A 17,000-nucleotide genomic window follows, 5' to 3' on the forward strand; every position below is an offset into this window, starting at 1 on the left:
CGTTAGTCATTAATTGGGATTTATTGCGATGAACTGGAGTTTATCCCCACACTTCCGGCAGTGATATTCACTCTCTCCTCGCAGCACTTTATTGTGGCGGCGAATGGTTAAAGCATGTTGCTGACATTTGCATTGATAATTGAAGGTCTTACTGCGCACTGACGCCACTTCAAATTGGTGGGTGCGGCTGGCGGGTACTTTTAAGACGTGTTCCATCATCCATCGCCATTCTTTGCCATGGGGGGCTACGCGGCCGAATTGGCGGTAAACCAGCAAGTGCGCTAATTCATGTGGTACGACTTCATCAATAAACGGCTGTTTATTCTCCAACAATAATACTGGGTTAAGACGAATTTCGAATGATTGCAGATAGGCACTGCCCGCGTTGGTACCACGCTGATGACAATTAATTTTTGGCTCCGGATACGCGGTGCCAAGATACTGGTTAGCCAGTTGCAAATGGTGACGCAGGCACTGCATAACCGCTTGCTGTAGTGCGATGGGGATTCTTAGTGTGCTCATAATGCGGAAGAATAAAACGGTGGATAGCCAGATGCAAGCTGACATCACCACGGGGTGGGTTCATTTTCACTTGAACAGTTCCGGGGCGTATTTTCCCAGGGTGCATACAAATAAACCACCCTGCCAGCGTGTTGCTTACAGGGTGGTTCTTCATCGTTTTACTGCTTCAATTACACAGGGAATGAAATTTATTTCAAACCCGCAGCATCACGTAATAACGCTGCTTTGTCGGTTTTTTCCCATGGGAAATGCTCACGGCCAAAGTGACCATAGGCTGCAGTTTCACGGTAGATTGGGTGCAACAGATCCAGCATTTTAATCAAGCCATAAGGGCGCAGATCGAAGAATTCACGAACCAGCAGGGTCAGTTGGTCTGCTGGGATTTTCTCCGTGCCGAAAGCCTCAACCATGATGGAGGTCGGCTCTGCTACACCGATGGCGTAAGATACTTGAATCTCACAACGGTCAGCCAGACCCGCCGCCACGATATTTTTCGCTACATAACGGGCAGCGTATGCCGCAGATCGATCCACTTTTGATGGATCTTTACCCGAGAATGCGCCGCCACCGTGACGAGCCATGCCGCCGTAGGTATCAACAATAATTTTACGGCCAGTCAGACCGCAGTCACCCATTGGCCCACCGATAACAAAACGGCCAGTTGGGTTGATAAAGTATTTGGTATTGGCAGTGATCCATTCAGCAGGCAGAACTGGCTTGATGATCTCTTCCATTACTGCTTCGTGCAAATCTTTCTGGTTGATATCTTCTGAATGCTGAGTCGACAGGACTACCGCATCAATACCCACGATTTTACCGTCATCGTATTGGAAGGTAACCTGACTTTTGGCATCTGGGCGCAACCATGGCAAGGCACCATTTTTACGCACCTCAGCCTGACGCTCTACCAAACGATGAGCATAGGTAATGGGCGCTGGCATTAAGACACTGGTTTCGTTGGTGGCATAGCCGAACATCAGGCCCTGATCACCCGCACCTTGTTCCAGTGGGTTTTCGCGGTCAACACCTTGATTAATATCAGGAGATTGCTTACCGATAGCGCTTAAAACCGCACAAGAGTTAGCATCAAAACCCATATCGGAATGTACATAACCAATTTCGCGTATTGTGCGGCGGGTGATCTCTTCGATATCAACCCATGCATTGGTGGTAACTTCACCGCCTACTAATACCATTCCCGTTTTGACATAGGTTTCGCAGGCAACCCGCGCTTTTGGGTCTTGCTCAAGAATTGCATCAAGTACGGCATCGGAAATCTGGTCAGCGATTTTATCTGGATGTCCTTCAGAGACAGATTCTGACGTAAATAGGTGTTTAGCCATTATTTTCTTTACCTTGAAATACAAGTGAGAAGTCACTGCATAGCGCTGGAAACCAAGCAACAGCAGACAGAACAGTACCTGACTTTCTGTTGTGTTGGCAGTTCACAATGCCCCTTTAGGCAAAGCCTTTAGCAGTCTATCAACTTAGAAACCTTCAACATCTCCCCTTTTTACCTGACGTTGCAGCGATGTTAATGGAACATACTGTCACGCTACTGACTTTGAGGAGATAACGTTGTTAGCATTCTAGCAATTAAAGAGTATGGATGTATTAACATCTGGACGTCTATTTTAGGTTAGCTTTTGCTCTGAAAGCCAGCCCTTTTTGTATTAAGATATTTCTCGATTTAGCTGTGGCAGGCTTTTTTTACTGTTTGATATGGTGACATTGCAAATTTCATTTTGCATTTTGCCTTGGTTATCGGTATAAACTGCGCGCGCGGCTTATTTGATAAGCAATGATGAAGATGGCAGAAGATGACATTAGCTCATTGTTAAATTCTCAGTGTTTTGTGCTCGGTTTGTGGGAAGTTATTCTGGGTGAGTGCAAAAATAGTGGCGTCATCGAACTGTTACCTAAATTGTCTATACCAAATTAAATGTCTATACCAAATTAAATGGAGTTGCGCGTAGCGAGCAAATCATGATGAGTGTGGCTCACACCTGTGATTTGAGTGAGAAAGAACCGCTAACATCGCTGCCACTTCAAGTAAAAAGGGTATATTAATAAAGCCTTGTTCGCTCAATCGTGAGCGGCATGCATGGAGGTGGTTGGATTAATGATCCGTTGTCTACTGGTTGCTGCATATCAACAGTTGCGTCGTTCTGACGTTCAATCCCCCCTTGCAACCTTCCTTTCTTGTACCCCATCAACCCGATGTTATACCCACATGGGTGCGACTCAGGATTCGCGGGCCGGTTAACGGTTACCCGAAGTACTGAATCTGGATAGCTGGTGCTATTTTGCGGCGAGTCCAATTCACGAAACCTTAATACGTATTGATACTGAAACGTGTTTACTCTTTCCTTAGTAATGAATCGATGAGTGATAAACCGCTCGTGAACCAGGCTTTCAGCGTAATATCTGGGCGTGCACACGGATTGTCCTTGTAGGTTGTAGCTGCGATAGTGGCTGACGTTATCGTCAGTATCGCAATAGAGGCGAATTATGTCTGATGATAACTTGATTAGCCGTCCGTCAATTGCGGGCGCACATGTTTCTTTACGCTCCATGCAGGAGGTTGCCATGAATGATCGGAATGCCAGCAAGATGCTGAGCACGTATAACGTCGCCTACTGGGGTGGCAACTATTATGACGTCAATGAATTAGGTCATATCAGTGTTTGCCCTGATCCGGATATTCGTGAGGCGCGTGTCGATCTGGCGCAACTGGTTAAGAAGATGCAGCTCGAACAAGGGCAACGTTTGCCTGCGCTGTTCTGCTTCCCACAAATTTTACAGCATCGCTTACGCTCAATTAACGCGGCGTTTAAACGTGCGCGTGAGTCTTTCGGTTATGAAGGCGGCTACTTCTTGGTTTACCCCATTAAAGTAAACCAGCACCGTAGGGTGATTGAGTCGCTGGTCAATTCCGGTGAACCATTAGGGCTGGAAGCGGGTTCTAAAGCTGAGATGATGGCGGTGCTGGCCCATGCTGGCATGACTCGTTCGGTTATCGTGTGTAACGGTTATAAAGACCGTGAATACATTCGTTTGGCTTTGATTGGTGAAAAACTGGGCCATAAGGTTTATCTGGTCATCGAAAAGATGTCAGAAATCAAAATGGTACTGGAAGAAGCTGAGCGGCTGAATGTGGTTCCACGTTTGGGGGTTCGCGCCCGCCTGGCATCACAAGGCTCCGGTAAGTGGCAAGCCAGTGGGGGTGAAAAGTCCAAGTTTGGTTTGTCTGCAACACAGGTATTACAACTGGTTGATATGCTGCGTGAGGCGAATAGCCTGGAAAGTTTGCAATTACTGCATTTCCACTTAGGCTCTCAACTTTCCAACATCCGTGATATCTCCACTGGCGTGCGTGAATCTGCTCGTTTTTATGTGGAGTTACACAAGCTGGGCGTTAATATCCAGTGCTTTGATGTGGGCGGGGGTTTGGGCGTCGATTATGAAGGGACGCGCTCTCAATCTGATTGCTCTGTTAACTATGGCTTGAATGAATATGCCAATAACGTTATCTGGGGTATCGGTGATGCATGTAACGAACACGGTTTGCCGCATCCTACTGTTATTACAGAATCTGGTCGTGCGGTTACCGCTCACCATACGGTATTGGTGTCCAATGTTATCGGTGTAGAACGCAATGAGTTCTGTGAACCACTACCGCCAACAGTTGATGCGCCACGTGCTTTGGAAAGTTTATGGGGTACCTGGCAGGAGATGCAGGAGCCGGAAAACCGCCGTTCACTGCGCGAATGGTTACACGATAGCCAAATGGATTTACACGACGTCCATACCCAATATGCTCACGGTATGCTGGATCTGACTCAGCGTGCTTGGGCAGAACAGCTTTATCTAAGTATTTGTAATGATATTCAAAAACAGCTGGATCCAAGCAACCGCGCCCACCGTCCAATCATTGATGAGTTGCAAGAGCGGATGGCTGACAAGTTGTATGTAAATTTCTCGCTGTTCCAGTCAATGCCGGATGCGTGGGGTATCGATCAACTGTTCCCAGTCTTGCCATTGGAAGGGTTGGATAAGCCACCAGAGCGCCGCGTAGTATTGCTAGATATTACCTGTGATTCCGATGGCACCATCGATCATTATATTGATGGGGATGGGGTAGCGACCACCATGCCAATGCCACCGTATGATCCGGAAAACCCGCCACTGCTAGGTTTCTTTATGGTCGGTGCTTACCAGGAAATTTTGGGTAATATGCACAATCTGTTTGGTGACACTGCGGCGGTAGACGTTTATGTCTTCCCTGATGGCACGGTAGAGGTTGAACAGACCGATGAAGGCGATACAGTGGCTGATATGTTGGAATACGTCCAATTGAACCCTGAAAAATTGCTGGAACATTTCCGCGGTCAGGTAAAAGAGACCGATCTGGATACTGAATTGCAGGCGCAGTTCCTGGAAGAGTTTGAAGCTGGCTTATACGGCTACACATATCTTGAAGATGAATAATCGCTAACGATTCATTCAGTATCGATTAAAGGGCAAACTCAGGTTTGTCCTTTTTTTCAGCGCTATCCCCTTCTAATTCGGTGGTAATTACCCGAATATCAACCACACTTATGTTAACGGTTTAGACTTTCGTCGTAATAATAATCTGGAGGCATCTCAATGGGCTGGTTCAGCGTCTGTAAGGTGAATGATATCAAACCAGATTTTCCGTTTTCGGCTCAAGCGGGTAATAACAGAGTGGGTATTTATCTGGTTGAGGGCGAGTATTTTGCGATGGAGGATATCTGCCCTCATGCCTATGCGTTGCTAAGTCAGGGAATTAATGATGGTGAAATCATTGAGTGCCCGCTACATGGTGCACTGTTTAATGTGCGGACGGGGCAGTGTTTGCGTGAGCCGGGCGATCGCGATTTAAACACCTATGCAGTGCGGATCAATGGCGATCAGATCGACGTTAATTTGGATGGCGATGGCGAGTAGCAGGCATGGCTAATAGCTATTAGGTATTAGCTATCAAATATCAAATATCAAATATCAAACGTCAGCTATAGAACTAACGCCCCAACAGTGGGGCGTGAGGTTATTGACAAAGTGCCCGCGACGGAGAGAACAGGCAGATCGTAAAGACGCCGTAAATACATCCATGTAGGCTCGAGCCGCGCCATCCTTGGCGCGGACGCTTTACTCCTCTGCCTATCCTCACCGTTCAAGATCACGTCATTGGGGTTTGTCAGCAGTCTAACGCCCCAACAGCGAGGGCGTTTGCATTTATAAGAGACTGGCGTTAAGTGTTACTTCTCCGCCGCAATGCGTTGGCGAATATGCTCTGCTCTGGCTTGTGATGATGGATGATCATCGAACATACTGCTGTTACGGCCCGCTTCCATAGAGGCCAGTTTTTCAAAACTGCTTACCAGGCCGCTCGGGTCAATGGCCCGTTTTTTCAGCAAATCGAATGAGTAATCATCGGCTTCACTTTCTTGTTTTTGCGAGAATTGGGCATTAACCAGTTTCTCACCGAGATCCGCTAGCTGAGATTGCGATAAGGTACCCACGACACCACCCGCAGAGGCGACAGCAGTCCGTAGCGCGGTTGTTCCGTAGGCTACCTGCATGGCTTTACGGGTATGCCCCAATGCCACATGGCCCATTTCATGGCCCACGACACCTTCCACTTCATTGTCGGTCATCATATCCATCAAACCGCTGTAGACACGAATGCAGCCATTAGCCATTGCCCAAGCATTAACGTCCTTGGTCACATAGACCTTATAGTTAGCTGGGGTGCCATTAATGTTATCGCCCAAGGCCGCAGCAATTTTTGCCATACGTTTACCGTACTGACTATCCGCTGAGGCGATCTGGGCTTTTTGATCCATTTCAACGCAAGATTTTTCACTAAGGGCTTTCACGTCAGCATCATTCAAGGTTGCGGCCTGAAATGCTTGCGCACCTGACTGCATTAAGCCTTCAGTATTGAGGCTTTGACAGCCACTTAATAGTGCTGTCAGGCTCAGTGCAATCATTGAGGTACGAATTTTCATAACACGTTCTTCCTGTGGGGTTGCCATTTTTTTCATTGAAGAAGGCTATTCTATCGGTGATGACGCCGAATGAGCAGCTGTTATCTGTTTATCAATGTTATCTGTTTATCACGGCGGTCTATTTATCATAGTTATCCTTATCACGGCTACCCGCGCGTAATCATCACATCATTATTAGCTATTGCATTAATAGTTGTTGGAATCGCATTAATAGTTGTTGGATCGCTCACGCTTGTTCTACTCTGTTGGCAATAGGTCTTGCCCGAAATTATTGTTGTAGCCTATGGTTTGTCGCTGTGCGGTGGCTGCTTTTGTTCACCTCAATCCCTTACTTGTGTAAGCTCTTGGGGATGCACTCAGTTACCGCCTTCCTGCAACTCGAATTATTTAGAGTATAGTGATTGCCGTTTCAATGCTGAGTCTGAGAAAATGGTAACCTTGAACGCTTTGTTAATCCGACCTGGAGTAAAACATGTCCTCTCGTAAAGAGCTTGCCAACGCTATCCGCGCACTAAGCATGGATGCCGTGCAAAAAGCGAAGTCCGGCCATCCCGGAGCCCCGATGGGTATGGCAGATATTGCCGAAGTCCTGTGGCGTGATTATCTGAACCATAATCCAACAAACCCACACTGGGCTGATCGTGACCGTTTCGTCCTGTCAAATGGTCATGGCTCCATGTTGATTTATAGCCTGTTGCATCTCACAGGTTATGACCTGTCGATGGAAGAGCTGAAAAATTTCCGCCAACTGCACTCTAAAACGCCTGGTCACCCTGAATATGGTTATACCGCTGGTGTAGAAACTACCACCGGGCCATTGGGGCAAGGCATTGCCAATGCTGTTGGTTTTGCTATCGCAGAACGTACGCTGGGTGCGCAGTTTAACCGCCCAGGCCATGACATTGTCGATCACCATACCTACGCCTTTATGGGCGATGGTTGCATGATGGAAGGTATCTCTCACGAGGTTTGCTCTCTGGCCGGTACGATGAAGCTGGGCAAACTGACGGCTTTCTATGATGACAATGGTATTTCTATTGATGGTCATGTTGAAGGCTGGTTCACTGATGACACGGCTGCCCGTTTCGAAGCCTACGGCTGGCATGTGGTACGTGGTGTTGATGGTCATAACGCGGACTCCATCAAAGCGGCTATCGAAGAAGCCCATCAGGTTACCGACAAGCCTTCATTGTTGATGTGCAAAACGATTATTGGTTTTGGCTCACCAAACAAAGCAGGCACCCATGATTCCCATGGTGCGCCATTAGGTGAAGCGGAAGTTGCAGCAACCCGTGAAGCATTAGGTTGGAAATACCCGGCATTTGAAATCCCACAAGATATCTATGCGGCATGGGATGCCAAAGAAGCGGGCAAAGCCAAAGAAGCGGCCTGGAACGAGAAGTTTGCCGCGTATGCCAAGGCTTACCCAGAACTGGCGGCTGAATTCAAACGTCGTGTGAGCGGTGAATTACCGGCTAACTGGGCAGCTGAATCCAAGAAATTTATCGAACAATTGCAAGCCAATCCAGCGAATATTGCCAGCCGTAAAGCATCACAAAATGCGCTGGAAGCCTTCGGTAAAGTGTTACCTGAGTTCCTGGGCGGTTCTGCTGACCTGGCACCGAGTAACCTGACTATCTGGTCTGGCTCTAAATCATTGAGCGATGATCTGGCTGGTAACTACATTCACTACGGTGTCCGTGAATTTGGTATGTCTGCCATCATGAACGGTATTGCCCTGCACGGCGGCTTCATCCCTTACGGCGCAACCTTCCTAATGTTTGTGGAATATGCCCGTAACGCAGTGCGCATGGCGGCACTGATGAAAATCCGTAGCGTATTCGTTTATACCCATGACTCTATTGGTCTGGGCGAAGATGGCCCAACCCATCAGCCTGTTGAACAGATGGCCAGCCTGCGTGTTACACCGAATATGAGTACCTGGCGCCCTTGTGATCAGGTCGAATCTGCAGTGGCATGGCAGTATGCGCTGGAACGTAAAGATGGCCCAAGTGCACTGATCTTCTCCCGACAGAATCTGGCACAGCAGCCACGTACTGCTGAGCAGCTAGCCAATATCGCCAAAGGCGGTTATGTGCTGAAGGATTGTGCAGGCCAGCCTGAACTGATCCTAATTGCTACCGGCTCTGAAGTGGAATTAGCGGTTGCTGCTGCTGATCAACTGACTGCCACTGGCCGTAAAGTCCGTGTTGTTTCTATGCCATCAACTGATGCATTCGATAAACAAGACGCGGCTTACCGTGAGTCTGTATTGCCATCTGCGGTTAGCGCACGTGTTGCGGTAGAAGCGGGTATTGCTGATTACTGGTACAAATACGTTGGCCTGAATGGCGCGGTAGTAGGTATGACCACGTTCGGTGAATCAGCACCCGCTGAATTGCTGTTCAAAGAGTTTGGTTTCACCGTGGAAAACGTGGTGGCGAAAGCTCAGGCGCTGTTGAAGTAATTAACGGTTAATAAGCCATTAACTGTTAAAACTGGCAGTAACGTTATCAATACTGCAAATGGGTGTGAACAGTGATGAGAATCTCGGTAATGCACCTGTTAAAAGACCGCTTTTGCGGTCTCAGACTGCTGACAAACCCCGATGGCTCACTCTTGAACGGTGAGGATAGGCAGAAGAGTAAAGAGTCCGCGCCAAGGATGGCGCGGCTCGAGCCCCCAGGGAAGGCTATTTTTATACAGGGAAGCCGGCGTCTTTACGATCTGCCTGTTCTCTCCGTCGCGGGCACTTTGTCAATAACCTCAGACCGCTTTTGCGGTCTTTTTTTTTGTCAAATCCATGGATGAATTGTGTCCTTTTTCAGGGAAATATTCCTTTTATCATGACTTTGGTTTATTCTAGCTGAAGCGTTTCAGTTATGGTTTGCTTTCGGATCTAATCAGATCCCATCGAGAAAACCTCGGCCAGTATTATGGCCGAATTGTGATAATACGATTAACATCTAAGGACGCGCTACAGTACTCTATGGGGTTGCATGATAATAACCAGAAGCAGGGAGTCACATGGCAATCCGCATAGCGATAAATGGCTTTGGCCGTATTGGCCGTAGTGTTTTACGCGCGTTGTATGAATCAGGTCGTCGGGCAGAAATTTCGGTGGTCGCAATCAATGAGTTGGCTAATGCAGAAGGGATGGCCCATCTGCTGAAGTATGACTCCAGCCATGGCCGGTTCGCTTGGGATGTTCGTCAGGAATGTGATTCATTGTATGTCGGGGACGATAGTATCCGGCTGATTCATCAGTCAGAGATTGAGCAGTTACCCTGGGGTGAATTAGGAATAGATGTCGTTCTGGATTGTAGCGGTGTGTATGGTAGCCGTGAGGATGGCGAGGCGCATTTAGTCTCTGGTGCAAAAAAAGTGCTGTTTGCCCATCCCGGCGGTCATGATTTGGATGCTACTGTGGTCTATGGTGTTAATCATCAGGATTTACGGGCAGAGCACCGGATTGTGTCCAACGCCTCCTGTACCACGAACTGCATTATTCCTATTATTCAGTTGTTGGATATTGCTTATGGCATTGAATCTGGCACTGTCACTACCATTCATTCGTCAATGAATGACCAGCCGGTTATTGATGCTTATCATCAGGATTTACGTCGTACTCGAGCGGCCAGCCAATCCATCATTCCTGTGGATACCAAACTGGCGGCAGGTATTACCCGCATTTTTCCGAAGTTTTGTGACAGGTTTGAGGCTATCTCGGTACGGGTACCGACTATCAACGTTACGGCTATCGATTTAAGTGTCAGCGTTACTCATCCTGTCGGCGTGGCGGAGGTTAACCAGCTTTTGCAAAAGGCAGCAAGAGGTACATTTCGTGGTATAGTTGACTATACGGAATTACCATTGGTGTCGATGGATTTTAACCACGATCCGCACAGTGCTATTGTCGATGGCACCCAGACGCGGGTTAGTGGGCAGCACCTGATTAAGACGTTGGTATGGTGCGATAATGAATGGGGCTTCGCCAATAGAATGTTGGATACGACATTGGCGATGGCCAAAAGTGGTTTCTAGTATGGCGTATTAACGTCTTGTTTTACCGTTATTTACTGCGGTCTTATGGGCGTTAATGTGCAGCTTATGCAACTTTAAAGAGAATCAACAAGAGGATTCACCATGTCTGTAATTAAGATGACCGATCTGGATCTGGCTGGCAAACGCGTTTTGATCCGTGCGGACCTCAATGTTCCGATAAAAGAAGGCAAAGTGACTTCTGATGCGCGTATCCGTGCCTCTCTGCCAACTATCGAAGCGGCATTGAAGCAAGGCGCTAAAGTAATGGTTACCTCTCACTTGGGGCGCCCGACCGAAGGCGAGTACAACGAAGAGTTCTCCTTACTGCCCGTCGTTAACTACTTGAAAGAGAAGTTATCTTCTCCGGTACGTCTGGCGAAGGACTATCTGGATGGCGTTGAAATTGCAGCTGGTGAGTTGGTTGTTCTGGAAAACGTTCGCTTTAACAAAGGCGAGAAAAAAGACGACGAAGCTCTGTCCAAGAAATATGCCGCGCTGTGTGATGTCTATGTGATGGATGCTTTTGGTACCGCTCACCGTGCTCAGGCATCGACTCACGGTGTGGGTAAATTTGCTCCTATTGCTTGCGCCGGCCCGCTGTTGTCAGCAGAGCTGGAAGCATTGGGTAAAGCTCTGGGTAACCCAGCGCGTCCAATGGTTGCTATTGTTGGTGGTTCTAAAGTTTCAACCAAACTGACTGTATTGGCTTCGCTGTCTAAAATTGCAGACAAACTGATTGTTGGCGGTGGTATCGCTAACACCTTCGTTGCGGCTCAAGGTCACAATGTCGGTAAATCTCTGTATGAAGCCGATCTGATCCCAGAAGCGAAAAGACTGCTAGAGACCTGTGATATCCCAGTTCCTACTGATGTTCGTGTTGCAACTGAGTTCTCTGAAACGGCAGCCGCGACGCTGAAACCAGCTAGCGAAATTAAAGATGACGAACAAATTTTGGATCTGGGCGACGAATCTGCGGAGCGTCTGGCTGAGATCCTGAAAAATGCCAAAACCATTCTGTGGAATGGTCCGGTTGGTGTGTTCGAGTTCCCTAACTTCCGTAAAGGGACCGAGATCGTGGCTCGCGCCATTGCAGAAAGCGAAGCATTCTCTATCGCAGGCGGTGGTGATACTTTGGCAGCAATCGATCTCTTCGGTATTGCTGACCAAATCTCCTACATTTCTACTGGCGGTGGTGCTTTCCTTGAGTTCGTAGAAGGGAAAAAACTGCCTGCAGTAGTGATGCTGGAAGAGCGCGCTAAGCAGTAATTTGGATAACGGGGGGTCAATGCCGCCCGTTTCGCTATTTCCCCTCGCAATGACGGCGGGCGGGTATAACAGCGAACCTATTCACATTTATCTTCGGCCGACGATACAGGACAACTTACATGTCTAAAATTTTTGATTTCGTAAAACCAGGTGTCATCACAGGTGATGACGTGCAGAAAGTTTTCGCAGTAGCAAAAGAAAATAACTTTGCTCTGCCAGCAGTTAACTGTGTAGGCACTGACTCTATCAACGCAGTGCTGGAAACAGCAGCCAAAGTGCGCGCACCTGTTATCGTTCAGTTCTCCAACGGCGGCGCTGCGTTTATCGCAGGTAAAGGCGTGAAGACTGACGCTCCACAAGGTGCTGCAATCTTGGGTGCTATTTCTGGTGCACACCATGTACATCAGATGGCTGAACATTACGGTGTTCCGGTTATTCTGCACACCGACCATTGCGCGAAGAAATTACTGCCATGGTTAGATGGTTTACTGGATGCGGGTGAGAAACACTTTGCGGCGACCGGCAAGCCACTGTTCTCTTCTCACATGATTGACCTGTCTGAAGAGTCTCTGGAAGAGAACATTGAAATTTGCAGCAAGTACCTGACTCGTATGTCAAAAATAGGTATGACACTGGAAATTGAACTGGGTTGTACTGGTGGTGAAGAAGATGGCGTGGATAACAGCCACATGGATGCTTCTTCTCTGTACACTCAGCCACAAGATGTTGATTACGCATACGAAAAATTGAATGCTATCAGCCCACGTTTCACCATTGCTGCCTCTTTTGGTAACGTACACGGTGTTTACAAGCCAGGTAACGTTAAACTGACCCCAACTATTCTGCGCGATTCTCAGGATTATGTTTCCAAGAAACACAATCTGCCGCACAACAGCCTGAACTTCGTGTTCCATGGCGGGTCTGGTTCTACTGCTGAAGAGATCAAAGAAGCAGTAAGCTACGGCGTAGTTAAAATGAATATCGACACCGATACCCAGTGGGCGACGTGGGAAGGTATTCTGAACTATTACAAAAAGAACGAAGGTTATCTGCAAGGCCAACTGGGTAACCCAGAAGGTGCTGACAAGCCGAACAAGAAATACTACGATCCACGCGTATGGTTGCGTGCTGCCCAGGTGACAATGATCACCCGTCTGGAACTGGCATTCAAAGAACTGAATGCCATCGACGTACTGTAATTTCAGTCTATTTTGACTGACCTAAAAGGCCCTGCGGGGCCTTTTTTCGTTGCTGACAATCCAACATGATCCACTGTCGTTACTGACTTAATGGCTTGGTATGCTGTGCTGATATTTTCTGAGAAAATTGGCAACATTCATTATTGTTAGTTACCCTACATAGGCCGTTGGCTATGGCAGTCAGCGTTAGGTGGTGATTTTTTTTGCGTAATTGCTCCTGTCGGGAGCTTTTTGTAGGATGGTTTAAATGGAAGAACTAAACGTAGTTGATGGGTTCAATAATGCGAGTAGCTGGTTAGTAAATAATCAGGACTTACTGATTCAATACGCAGTCAATATTATTGCCGCGTTATTGATCCTGATTGTCGGTTCGATCATCGCTAAAGTGCTATCTGGCATGCTCAATCGGGTGATGAGATTGCGTGGCATTGATGTCACTGTTGCCGACTTCTTATCTGCAATGGCGCGCTACAGTATTCTGGCTTTCACCATTGTGGCGGTACTGGGGCGGCTGGGTGTACAAACCGCATCAGTCATTGCGGTCATTGGTGCTGCGGGTTTGGCCGTTGGTTTAGCCCTACAAGGGTCGCTGTCCAACTTTGCTGCCGGTGTGCTGCTGGTTGCCTTCCGTCCGTTTAAAGCGGGTGAATACGTCGATCTGGGCGGTGTGGCCGGGACAGTGGTGCAGGTGCAGATTTTCTCAACTACCCTACGTACGGTTGATGACAAAATCATTGTGGTACCGAATGGCAAAATTATTGCCAACAATATTATTAATACCAGCCGTGAGCCGAACCGCCGTACCGACATGATCGTGGGTGTGGCATATGATGCTGATATTGATGTGGTGAAAAAGGTTCTTGGTGACATTATTGCAGCTGATAGCCGGATCATGCACGAGAAAGGGGTTACGGTACGCTTGAATGAAATGGCACCGTCTTCACTGAATTTTGTTGTTCGTGTTTGGACGACCAATGGTGATGCGCAAGAGGTGTTTTGGGACTTGACTGAAAACTTCAAGCGGGCGCTGGATACGCACAAAATTAGTATTCCTTACCCACAAATGGATGTGCATTTGCATCAAGTGGCAAAAGTCGAAGCCGGGAAGCCGGAGTAAGGTTTTCACCACAGTAAGCGGTAAATAGATTAAACGGGCCTCAGTGCCCGTTTTTACTCGCTCTACTGTTTTATCCGTTTAGTCGCATTATTAGCCTGTCTTATGCTTGATAAGAAATATCCATTTCCTCTGATGATCATCTCCCCGTAATATGCCGATACTCGGTCTCCTGTATTTTCAGTGGCGTCTATTCCTTATTTAAAGGTAACAGTATTTAAAGGTAACAGTATGTTAGCGGTCTATTTGCAAGGTTTTGTCCTTAGCGCTGCGATGATTTTGCCGCTTGGGCCACAAAATGTTTTTGTGATGAATCAGGGGATCAAGCGTCAGCATCATTTGATGAGCGCGTCCCTTTGTGCTCTCAGCGACATTATCTTGATTTGCGCAGGGATTTTTGGCGGCAGTGCTTTATTGAGCCGTTCGCCTTTATTGATGGCGTTGGTGACCTGGGGGGGCGTTGCGTTCCTGATGTGGTACGGTTGGGGTGCATTGATGGCGGCGTGGCGGGGTGACAGTATATCTTCTACCACAACCGTAGTGGCACAGGGGCGCTGGCGGATATTAATGACATTGCTGGCGGTCACCTGGCTTAACCCTCATGTTTATCTGGATACCTTTGTTGTTTTGGGCAGTCTGGGTGGGCAGCTATTACCTGATATTCGCCCTTGGTTTGCTTTAGGGGCGGTCACTGCCTCCATTGTTTGGTTTTTTGCCTTAGCGTTGCTAGCGGCATGGCTATCACCATGGTTAAATCGTCCAGTGGCACAACGAATCATTAACCTATTTGTTGGCGGGGTAATGGGGTTTATTGCCTTCCAATTGGCACGACAGGGATTAGGCCTATGAGTTTTTATCACTAATCTGAATCCCTAACTCTATAAGATATGCTACGTTTGATAGGTTAATACCTCTATTTATTAACAATGAATGATCAACGGCGAATGAATCGCGATGTTAATGGAATTTCAGTGAGTGTCGTGCATTGATTCTCTGACAGGTGCAGGTTCATTTGTCATGCATATCTTAGGAGGCACCGTGAAGTTGAAGACATTGGCTTTGGCCGCAATGATAGGATTAGGGACGTTACCTTTGGCGCTGCAAGCTCAAGCGGCCGAAGTGCCAGAAGGGCCGCATGTTGTCACATCAGGTACCGCCAGCGTTGAGGCAACCCCAGATATTGCGACTATCGCAATTGAAGTCAGTGTATCTGCCAAAGATGCAGCAGATGCCAAAAAACAGGTCGATACCCGCGTCGCGCAATATTTTGATTTCCTAAGTAAAAGCGGTATTGAAAAGAAAGATATCAATGCGGCTAATATTCGTACCCAGCCTGAGTATGACTACCAGAAAAGCGGTGAAGCTGTATTGAAAGGTTACCGTGCTGTGCGTCAGGTTCAGGTGACATTGCGCCAGTTGGATAAATTAAATGATTTGCTGGATGGTGCGTTGAAATCGGGTCTGAATGAGATCCGCGCCGTTGAGTTGGGTGTTGCCAGCCCAGAAACCTACCGTGAGCAGGCACGTAAAAAAGCCATTGAGAATGCGATTACGCAGGCCGGCGCACTGGCTGATGGATTTAAAGTTAAATTAGGCCCGGTTTATAGCATTCGTTACCACATAGCGAATTACCAGCCAATGCCGGTAGCTCGCATGTATAAAAGTGCTGGAGCGGTATCCGACACGGCGGTGGAGCAAACCTACGAACAACAGACCATCAATTTTGATGATCAGGTTGATGTGGTCTTTGAGCTGCAAACGGGAGCCAACCCGGCATCGATCGCAGCTACTGCCCAATAAACGAGTCCTGTCGTAATACCTGACGCCCGTAGGATAATAGGGCGTCAGTGACCTTTCTCATGGTCCGGCTTTCTGGTGCAAACCGGTGCCAGAACAGCATCCGCCGTTGCAGTAACCCCGGTGTCAGGTCAATCAGCTCGCCGGAGGCCAGCTCTTTTTCGATTTGCAGATGCGGGATCATACAGCAGGTGGTACCTTGGCGGGCCAACTGCACAAAGGCTTCAGACGAGTTGACGATATGGCAGGGCACGCTACCCGGTGATAAATCGAAATTTTGCTGTAAAAACGCCTGATGCATATCATCCAGATGATCAAATGCCACCGCGGGTGCTTTCAGCAACGCTGAACGGGTCACGCCATTAGGGAAATAGCGTTCTGCGAAGGCCTTAGATGCCACAAACAGGTAATCCAGAGCGCCAAGTTGGTCCACCAGGCAGCTTGGCAGTGGTTGTGGCTGGATACTAACGGCTCCAACGACCTCACCACGCCTTAAACGCTCCTGTGTACGGGTTTCATCTTCCACTTGTAAATTTAGCCGAATAGGTAAATCAGCCAGCACCGGTTTCAGCGCTGGTAGTAGCCAGGTCGCCAGACTGTCAGCATTCACGGCCAGCGATAGCAGCAACGGTGTATCGACCCCGTTATCATTACCGAGCCACTCTTCTTCCAATAGCTCAACCTGATGCAGCAGAGCAAGCAGTTTCTGCCCTTGTTCCGTTGGCCGTGGTGGCACTGTGCGTACCAGCAGTGGCTGACCAAACAGGTTCTCCAACTGCTTAATACGTTGAGATACCGCCGATTGGGTGATGCAAAGCTTCTGTGCCGCACGTTCAAAACCGCGTTCACGGATCACCGCGTCCAGCGCTTGTAGCGTACGGTAGTCTGGGCGTTTCATCGGAGTCATCTCTCCAAAATAGTAAATCGATACAACACTATGCCACATTTCGCTGTGACATTTTGGTCATTTTTCTATAAGGGAAATACTGAGGTGTTCGCTCTAAATAAACACGCATACCTCCT

The 17,000-nt window shown here is 48.1% G+C and carries 15 protein-coding genes and 1 pseudogene; 11 read left to right on the forward strand and 5 right to left on the reverse strand.

Translation table 11 applies throughout. The annotated features are described in order from the left end of the window. Nucleotides 1-9 precede the first annotated feature (9 nt). The gene (locus AC971_RS15350; RefSeq protein ID WP_038402335.1) at nucleotides 10-522 is read right to left on the reverse strand and encodes a SprT family zinc-dependent metalloprotease; all 513 of its coding nucleotides are present in this window, start codon (nucleotides 520-522) and stop codon (nucleotides 10-12) included. A gap of 188 nt (nucleotides 523-710) precedes the next feature. Then, a complete protein-coding gene (gene metK / locus AC971_RS15355) occupies nucleotides 711-1,865 on the reverse strand; it encodes a methionine adenosyltransferase (protein WP_025381126.1) in 1,155 nt (384 codons plus the stop codon). Between the two features lie 779 nt (nucleotides 1,866-2,644). Here metK and AC971_RS25900 point away from each other — a divergent pair. The 3 genes from AC971_RS25900 (at nucleotide 2,645) to AC971_RS15365 (ending at nucleotide 5,493) form a co-directional block, all read left to right on the forward strand. Further along, nucleotides 2,645-2,788, forward strand: coding sequence for a hypothetical protein (locus AC971_RS25900; RefSeq protein ID WP_441368433.1), 144 nt, complete (start codon nucleotides 2,645-2,647; stop codon nucleotides 2,786-2,788). Nucleotides 2,789-3,033: 245 nt separating this feature from the next. After that, nucleotides 3,034-5,013, forward strand: a complete 1,980-nt coding sequence (gene speA / locus AC971_RS15360) for a biosynthetic arginine decarboxylase (RefSeq protein WP_025381125.1) — start codon at nucleotides 3,034-3,036, stop codon at nucleotides 5,011-5,013. Between the two features lie 159 nt (nucleotides 5,014-5,172). Further along, entirely contained in the window at nucleotides 5,173-5,493 is a 321-nt protein-coding gene (locus AC971_RS15365) for a non-heme iron oxygenase ferredoxin subunit (RefSeq protein ID WP_002209968.1), read from the forward strand. A 54-nt stretch (nucleotides 5,494-5,547) separates the two neighbouring features. Here AC971_RS15365 and AC971_RS25780 read toward each other — a convergent pair whose 3' ends face one another. Together AC971_RS25780 and loiP are read right to left on the reverse strand one after the other, a co-directional pair. Beyond that, a complete protein-coding gene (locus AC971_RS25780; RefSeq protein ID WP_071825424.1) occupies nucleotides 5,548-5,658 on the reverse strand; it encodes a gluconate 5-dehydrogenase in 111 nt (36 codons plus the stop codon). 146 nt (nucleotides 5,659-5,804) lie between these two features. Then, nucleotides 5,805-6,557, reverse strand: coding sequence for a metalloprotease LoiP (gene loiP / locus AC971_RS15370; protein WP_025381124.1), 753 nt, complete (start codon nucleotides 6,555-6,557; stop codon nucleotides 5,805-5,807). Nucleotides 6,558-7,029: 472 nt separating this feature from the next. Here loiP and tkt point away from each other — a divergent pair, with 472 nt between their 5' ends. The 8 genes and pseudogenes from tkt to AC971_RS15410 all read left to right on the forward strand — a co-directional run bounded on the left by tkt (nucleotide 7,030) and on the right by AC971_RS15410 (nucleotide 15,980). Beyond that, the gene (gene tkt / locus AC971_RS15375) at nucleotides 7,030-9,024 is read left to right on the forward strand and encodes a transketolase (RefSeq protein WP_025381123.1); all 1,995 of its coding nucleotides are present in this window, start codon (nucleotides 7,030-7,032) and stop codon (nucleotides 9,022-9,024) included. A 247-nt stretch (nucleotides 9,025-9,271) separates the two neighbouring features. Then, a pseudogene (locus AC971_RS25785) lies at nucleotides 9,272-9,349 on the forward strand (gluconate 5-dehydrogenase); the annotation flags it as partial. 235 nt (nucleotides 9,350-9,584) lie between these two features. Continuing rightward, nucleotides 9,585-10,601 (forward strand): erythrose-4-phosphate dehydrogenase, encoded by a 1,017-nt coding sequence (gene epd / locus AC971_RS15385; RefSeq protein ID WP_025381122.1) that lies wholly within the window; start codon nucleotides 9,585-9,587, stop codon nucleotides 10,599-10,601. Between the two features lie 102 nt (nucleotides 10,602-10,703). Further along, entirely contained in the window at nucleotides 10,704-11,867 is a 1,164-nt protein-coding gene (pgk, locus tag AC971_RS15390; RefSeq protein WP_025381121.1) for a phosphoglycerate kinase, read from the forward strand. A 119-nt stretch (nucleotides 11,868-11,986) separates the two neighbouring features. Beyond that, a complete protein-coding gene (gene fbaA, locus AC971_RS15395; RefSeq protein ID WP_002209962.1) occupies nucleotides 11,987-13,066 on the forward strand; it encodes a class II fructose-bisphosphate aldolase in 1,080 nt (359 codons plus the stop codon). A 247-nt stretch (nucleotides 13,067-13,313) separates the two neighbouring features. Continuing rightward, the gene (gene mscS, locus AC971_RS15400; RefSeq protein WP_025381120.1) at nucleotides 13,314-14,183 is read left to right on the forward strand and encodes a small-conductance mechanosensitive channel MscS; all 870 of its coding nucleotides are present in this window, start codon (nucleotides 13,314-13,316) and stop codon (nucleotides 14,181-14,183) included. A gap of 228 nt (nucleotides 14,184-14,411) precedes the next feature. Next, entirely contained in the window at nucleotides 14,412-15,029 is a 618-nt protein-coding gene (gene argO, locus AC971_RS15405) for an arginine exporter ArgO (RefSeq protein WP_025381119.1), read from the forward strand. A 189-nt stretch (nucleotides 15,030-15,218) separates the two neighbouring features. Beyond that, the gene (locus tag AC971_RS15410; RefSeq protein WP_038402334.1) at nucleotides 15,219-15,980 is read left to right on the forward strand and encodes an oxidative stress defense protein; all 762 of its coding nucleotides are present in this window, start codon (nucleotides 15,219-15,221) and stop codon (nucleotides 15,978-15,980) included. Here AC971_RS15410 and AC971_RS15415 read toward each other — a convergent pair. Next, complete coding sequence (locus AC971_RS15415) at nucleotides 15,967-16,875, reverse strand: LysR family transcriptional regulator ArgP (protein WP_002209958.1); 909 nt, start codon at nucleotides 16,873-16,875, stop codon at nucleotides 15,967-15,969. The genes AC971_RS15410 and AC971_RS15415 overlap by 14 nt on opposite strands. Nucleotides 16,876-17,000 lie beyond the last annotated feature (125 nt).

This window comes from Yersinia similis (assembly GCF_001053095.1).
GTDB lineage: Bacteria > Pseudomonadota > Gammaproteobacteria > Enterobacterales > Enterobacteriaceae > Yersinia > Yersinia similis.

Coding starts and splice junctions, on each gene's coding strand:
- metK (WP_025381126.1), bottom strand. CDS start 1,865: ATGGCTAAACACCTATTTACGTCAGAATCTGTCTCTGAAGGACATCCA.
- fbaA (WP_002209962.1), top strand. CDS start 11,987: ATGTCTAAAATTTTTGATTTCGTAAAACCAGGTGTCATCACAGGTGAT.
- AC971_RS15415 (WP_002209958.1), bottom strand. CDS start 16,875: ATGAAACGCCCAGACTACCGTACGCTACAAGCGCTGGACGCGGTGATC.
- AC971_RS15365 (WP_002209968.1), top strand. CDS start 5,173: ATGGGCTGGTTCAGCGTCTGTAAGGTGAATGATATCAAACCAGATTTT.
- pgk (WP_025381121.1), top strand. CDS start 10,704: ATGTCTGTAATTAAGATGACCGATCTGGATCTGGCTGGCAAACGCGTT.
- epd (WP_025381122.1), top strand. CDS start 9,585: ATGGCAATCCGCATAGCGATAAATGGCTTTGGCCGTATTGGCCGTAGT.
- loiP (WP_025381124.1), bottom strand. CDS start 6,557: ATGAAAATTCGTACCTCAATGATTGCACTGAGCCTGACAGCACTATTA.
- speA (WP_025381125.1), top strand. CDS start 3,034: ATGTCTGATGATAACTTGATTAGCCGTCCGTCAATTGCGGGCGCACAT.
- AC971_RS25780 (WP_071825424.1), bottom strand. CDS start 5,658: ATGGATGTATTTACGGCGTCTTTACGATCTGCCTGTTCTCTCCGTCGC.
- tkt (WP_025381123.1), top strand. CDS start 7,030: ATGTCCTCTCGTAAAGAGCTTGCCAACGCTATCCGCGCACTAAGCATG.
- AC971_RS15350 (WP_038402335.1), bottom strand. CDS start 522: ATGAGCACACTAAGAATCCCCATCGCACTACAGCAAGCGGTTATGCAG.
- argO (WP_025381119.1), top strand. CDS start 14,412: ATGTTAGCGGTCTATTTGCAAGGTTTTGTCCTTAGCGCTGCGATGATT.
- AC971_RS25900 (WP_441368433.1), top strand. CDS start 2,645: ATGATCCGTTGTCTACTGGTTGCTGCATATCAACAGTTGCGTCGTTCT.
- mscS (WP_025381120.1), top strand. CDS start 13,314: ATGGAAGAACTAAACGTAGTTGATGGGTTCAATAATGCGAGTAGCTGG.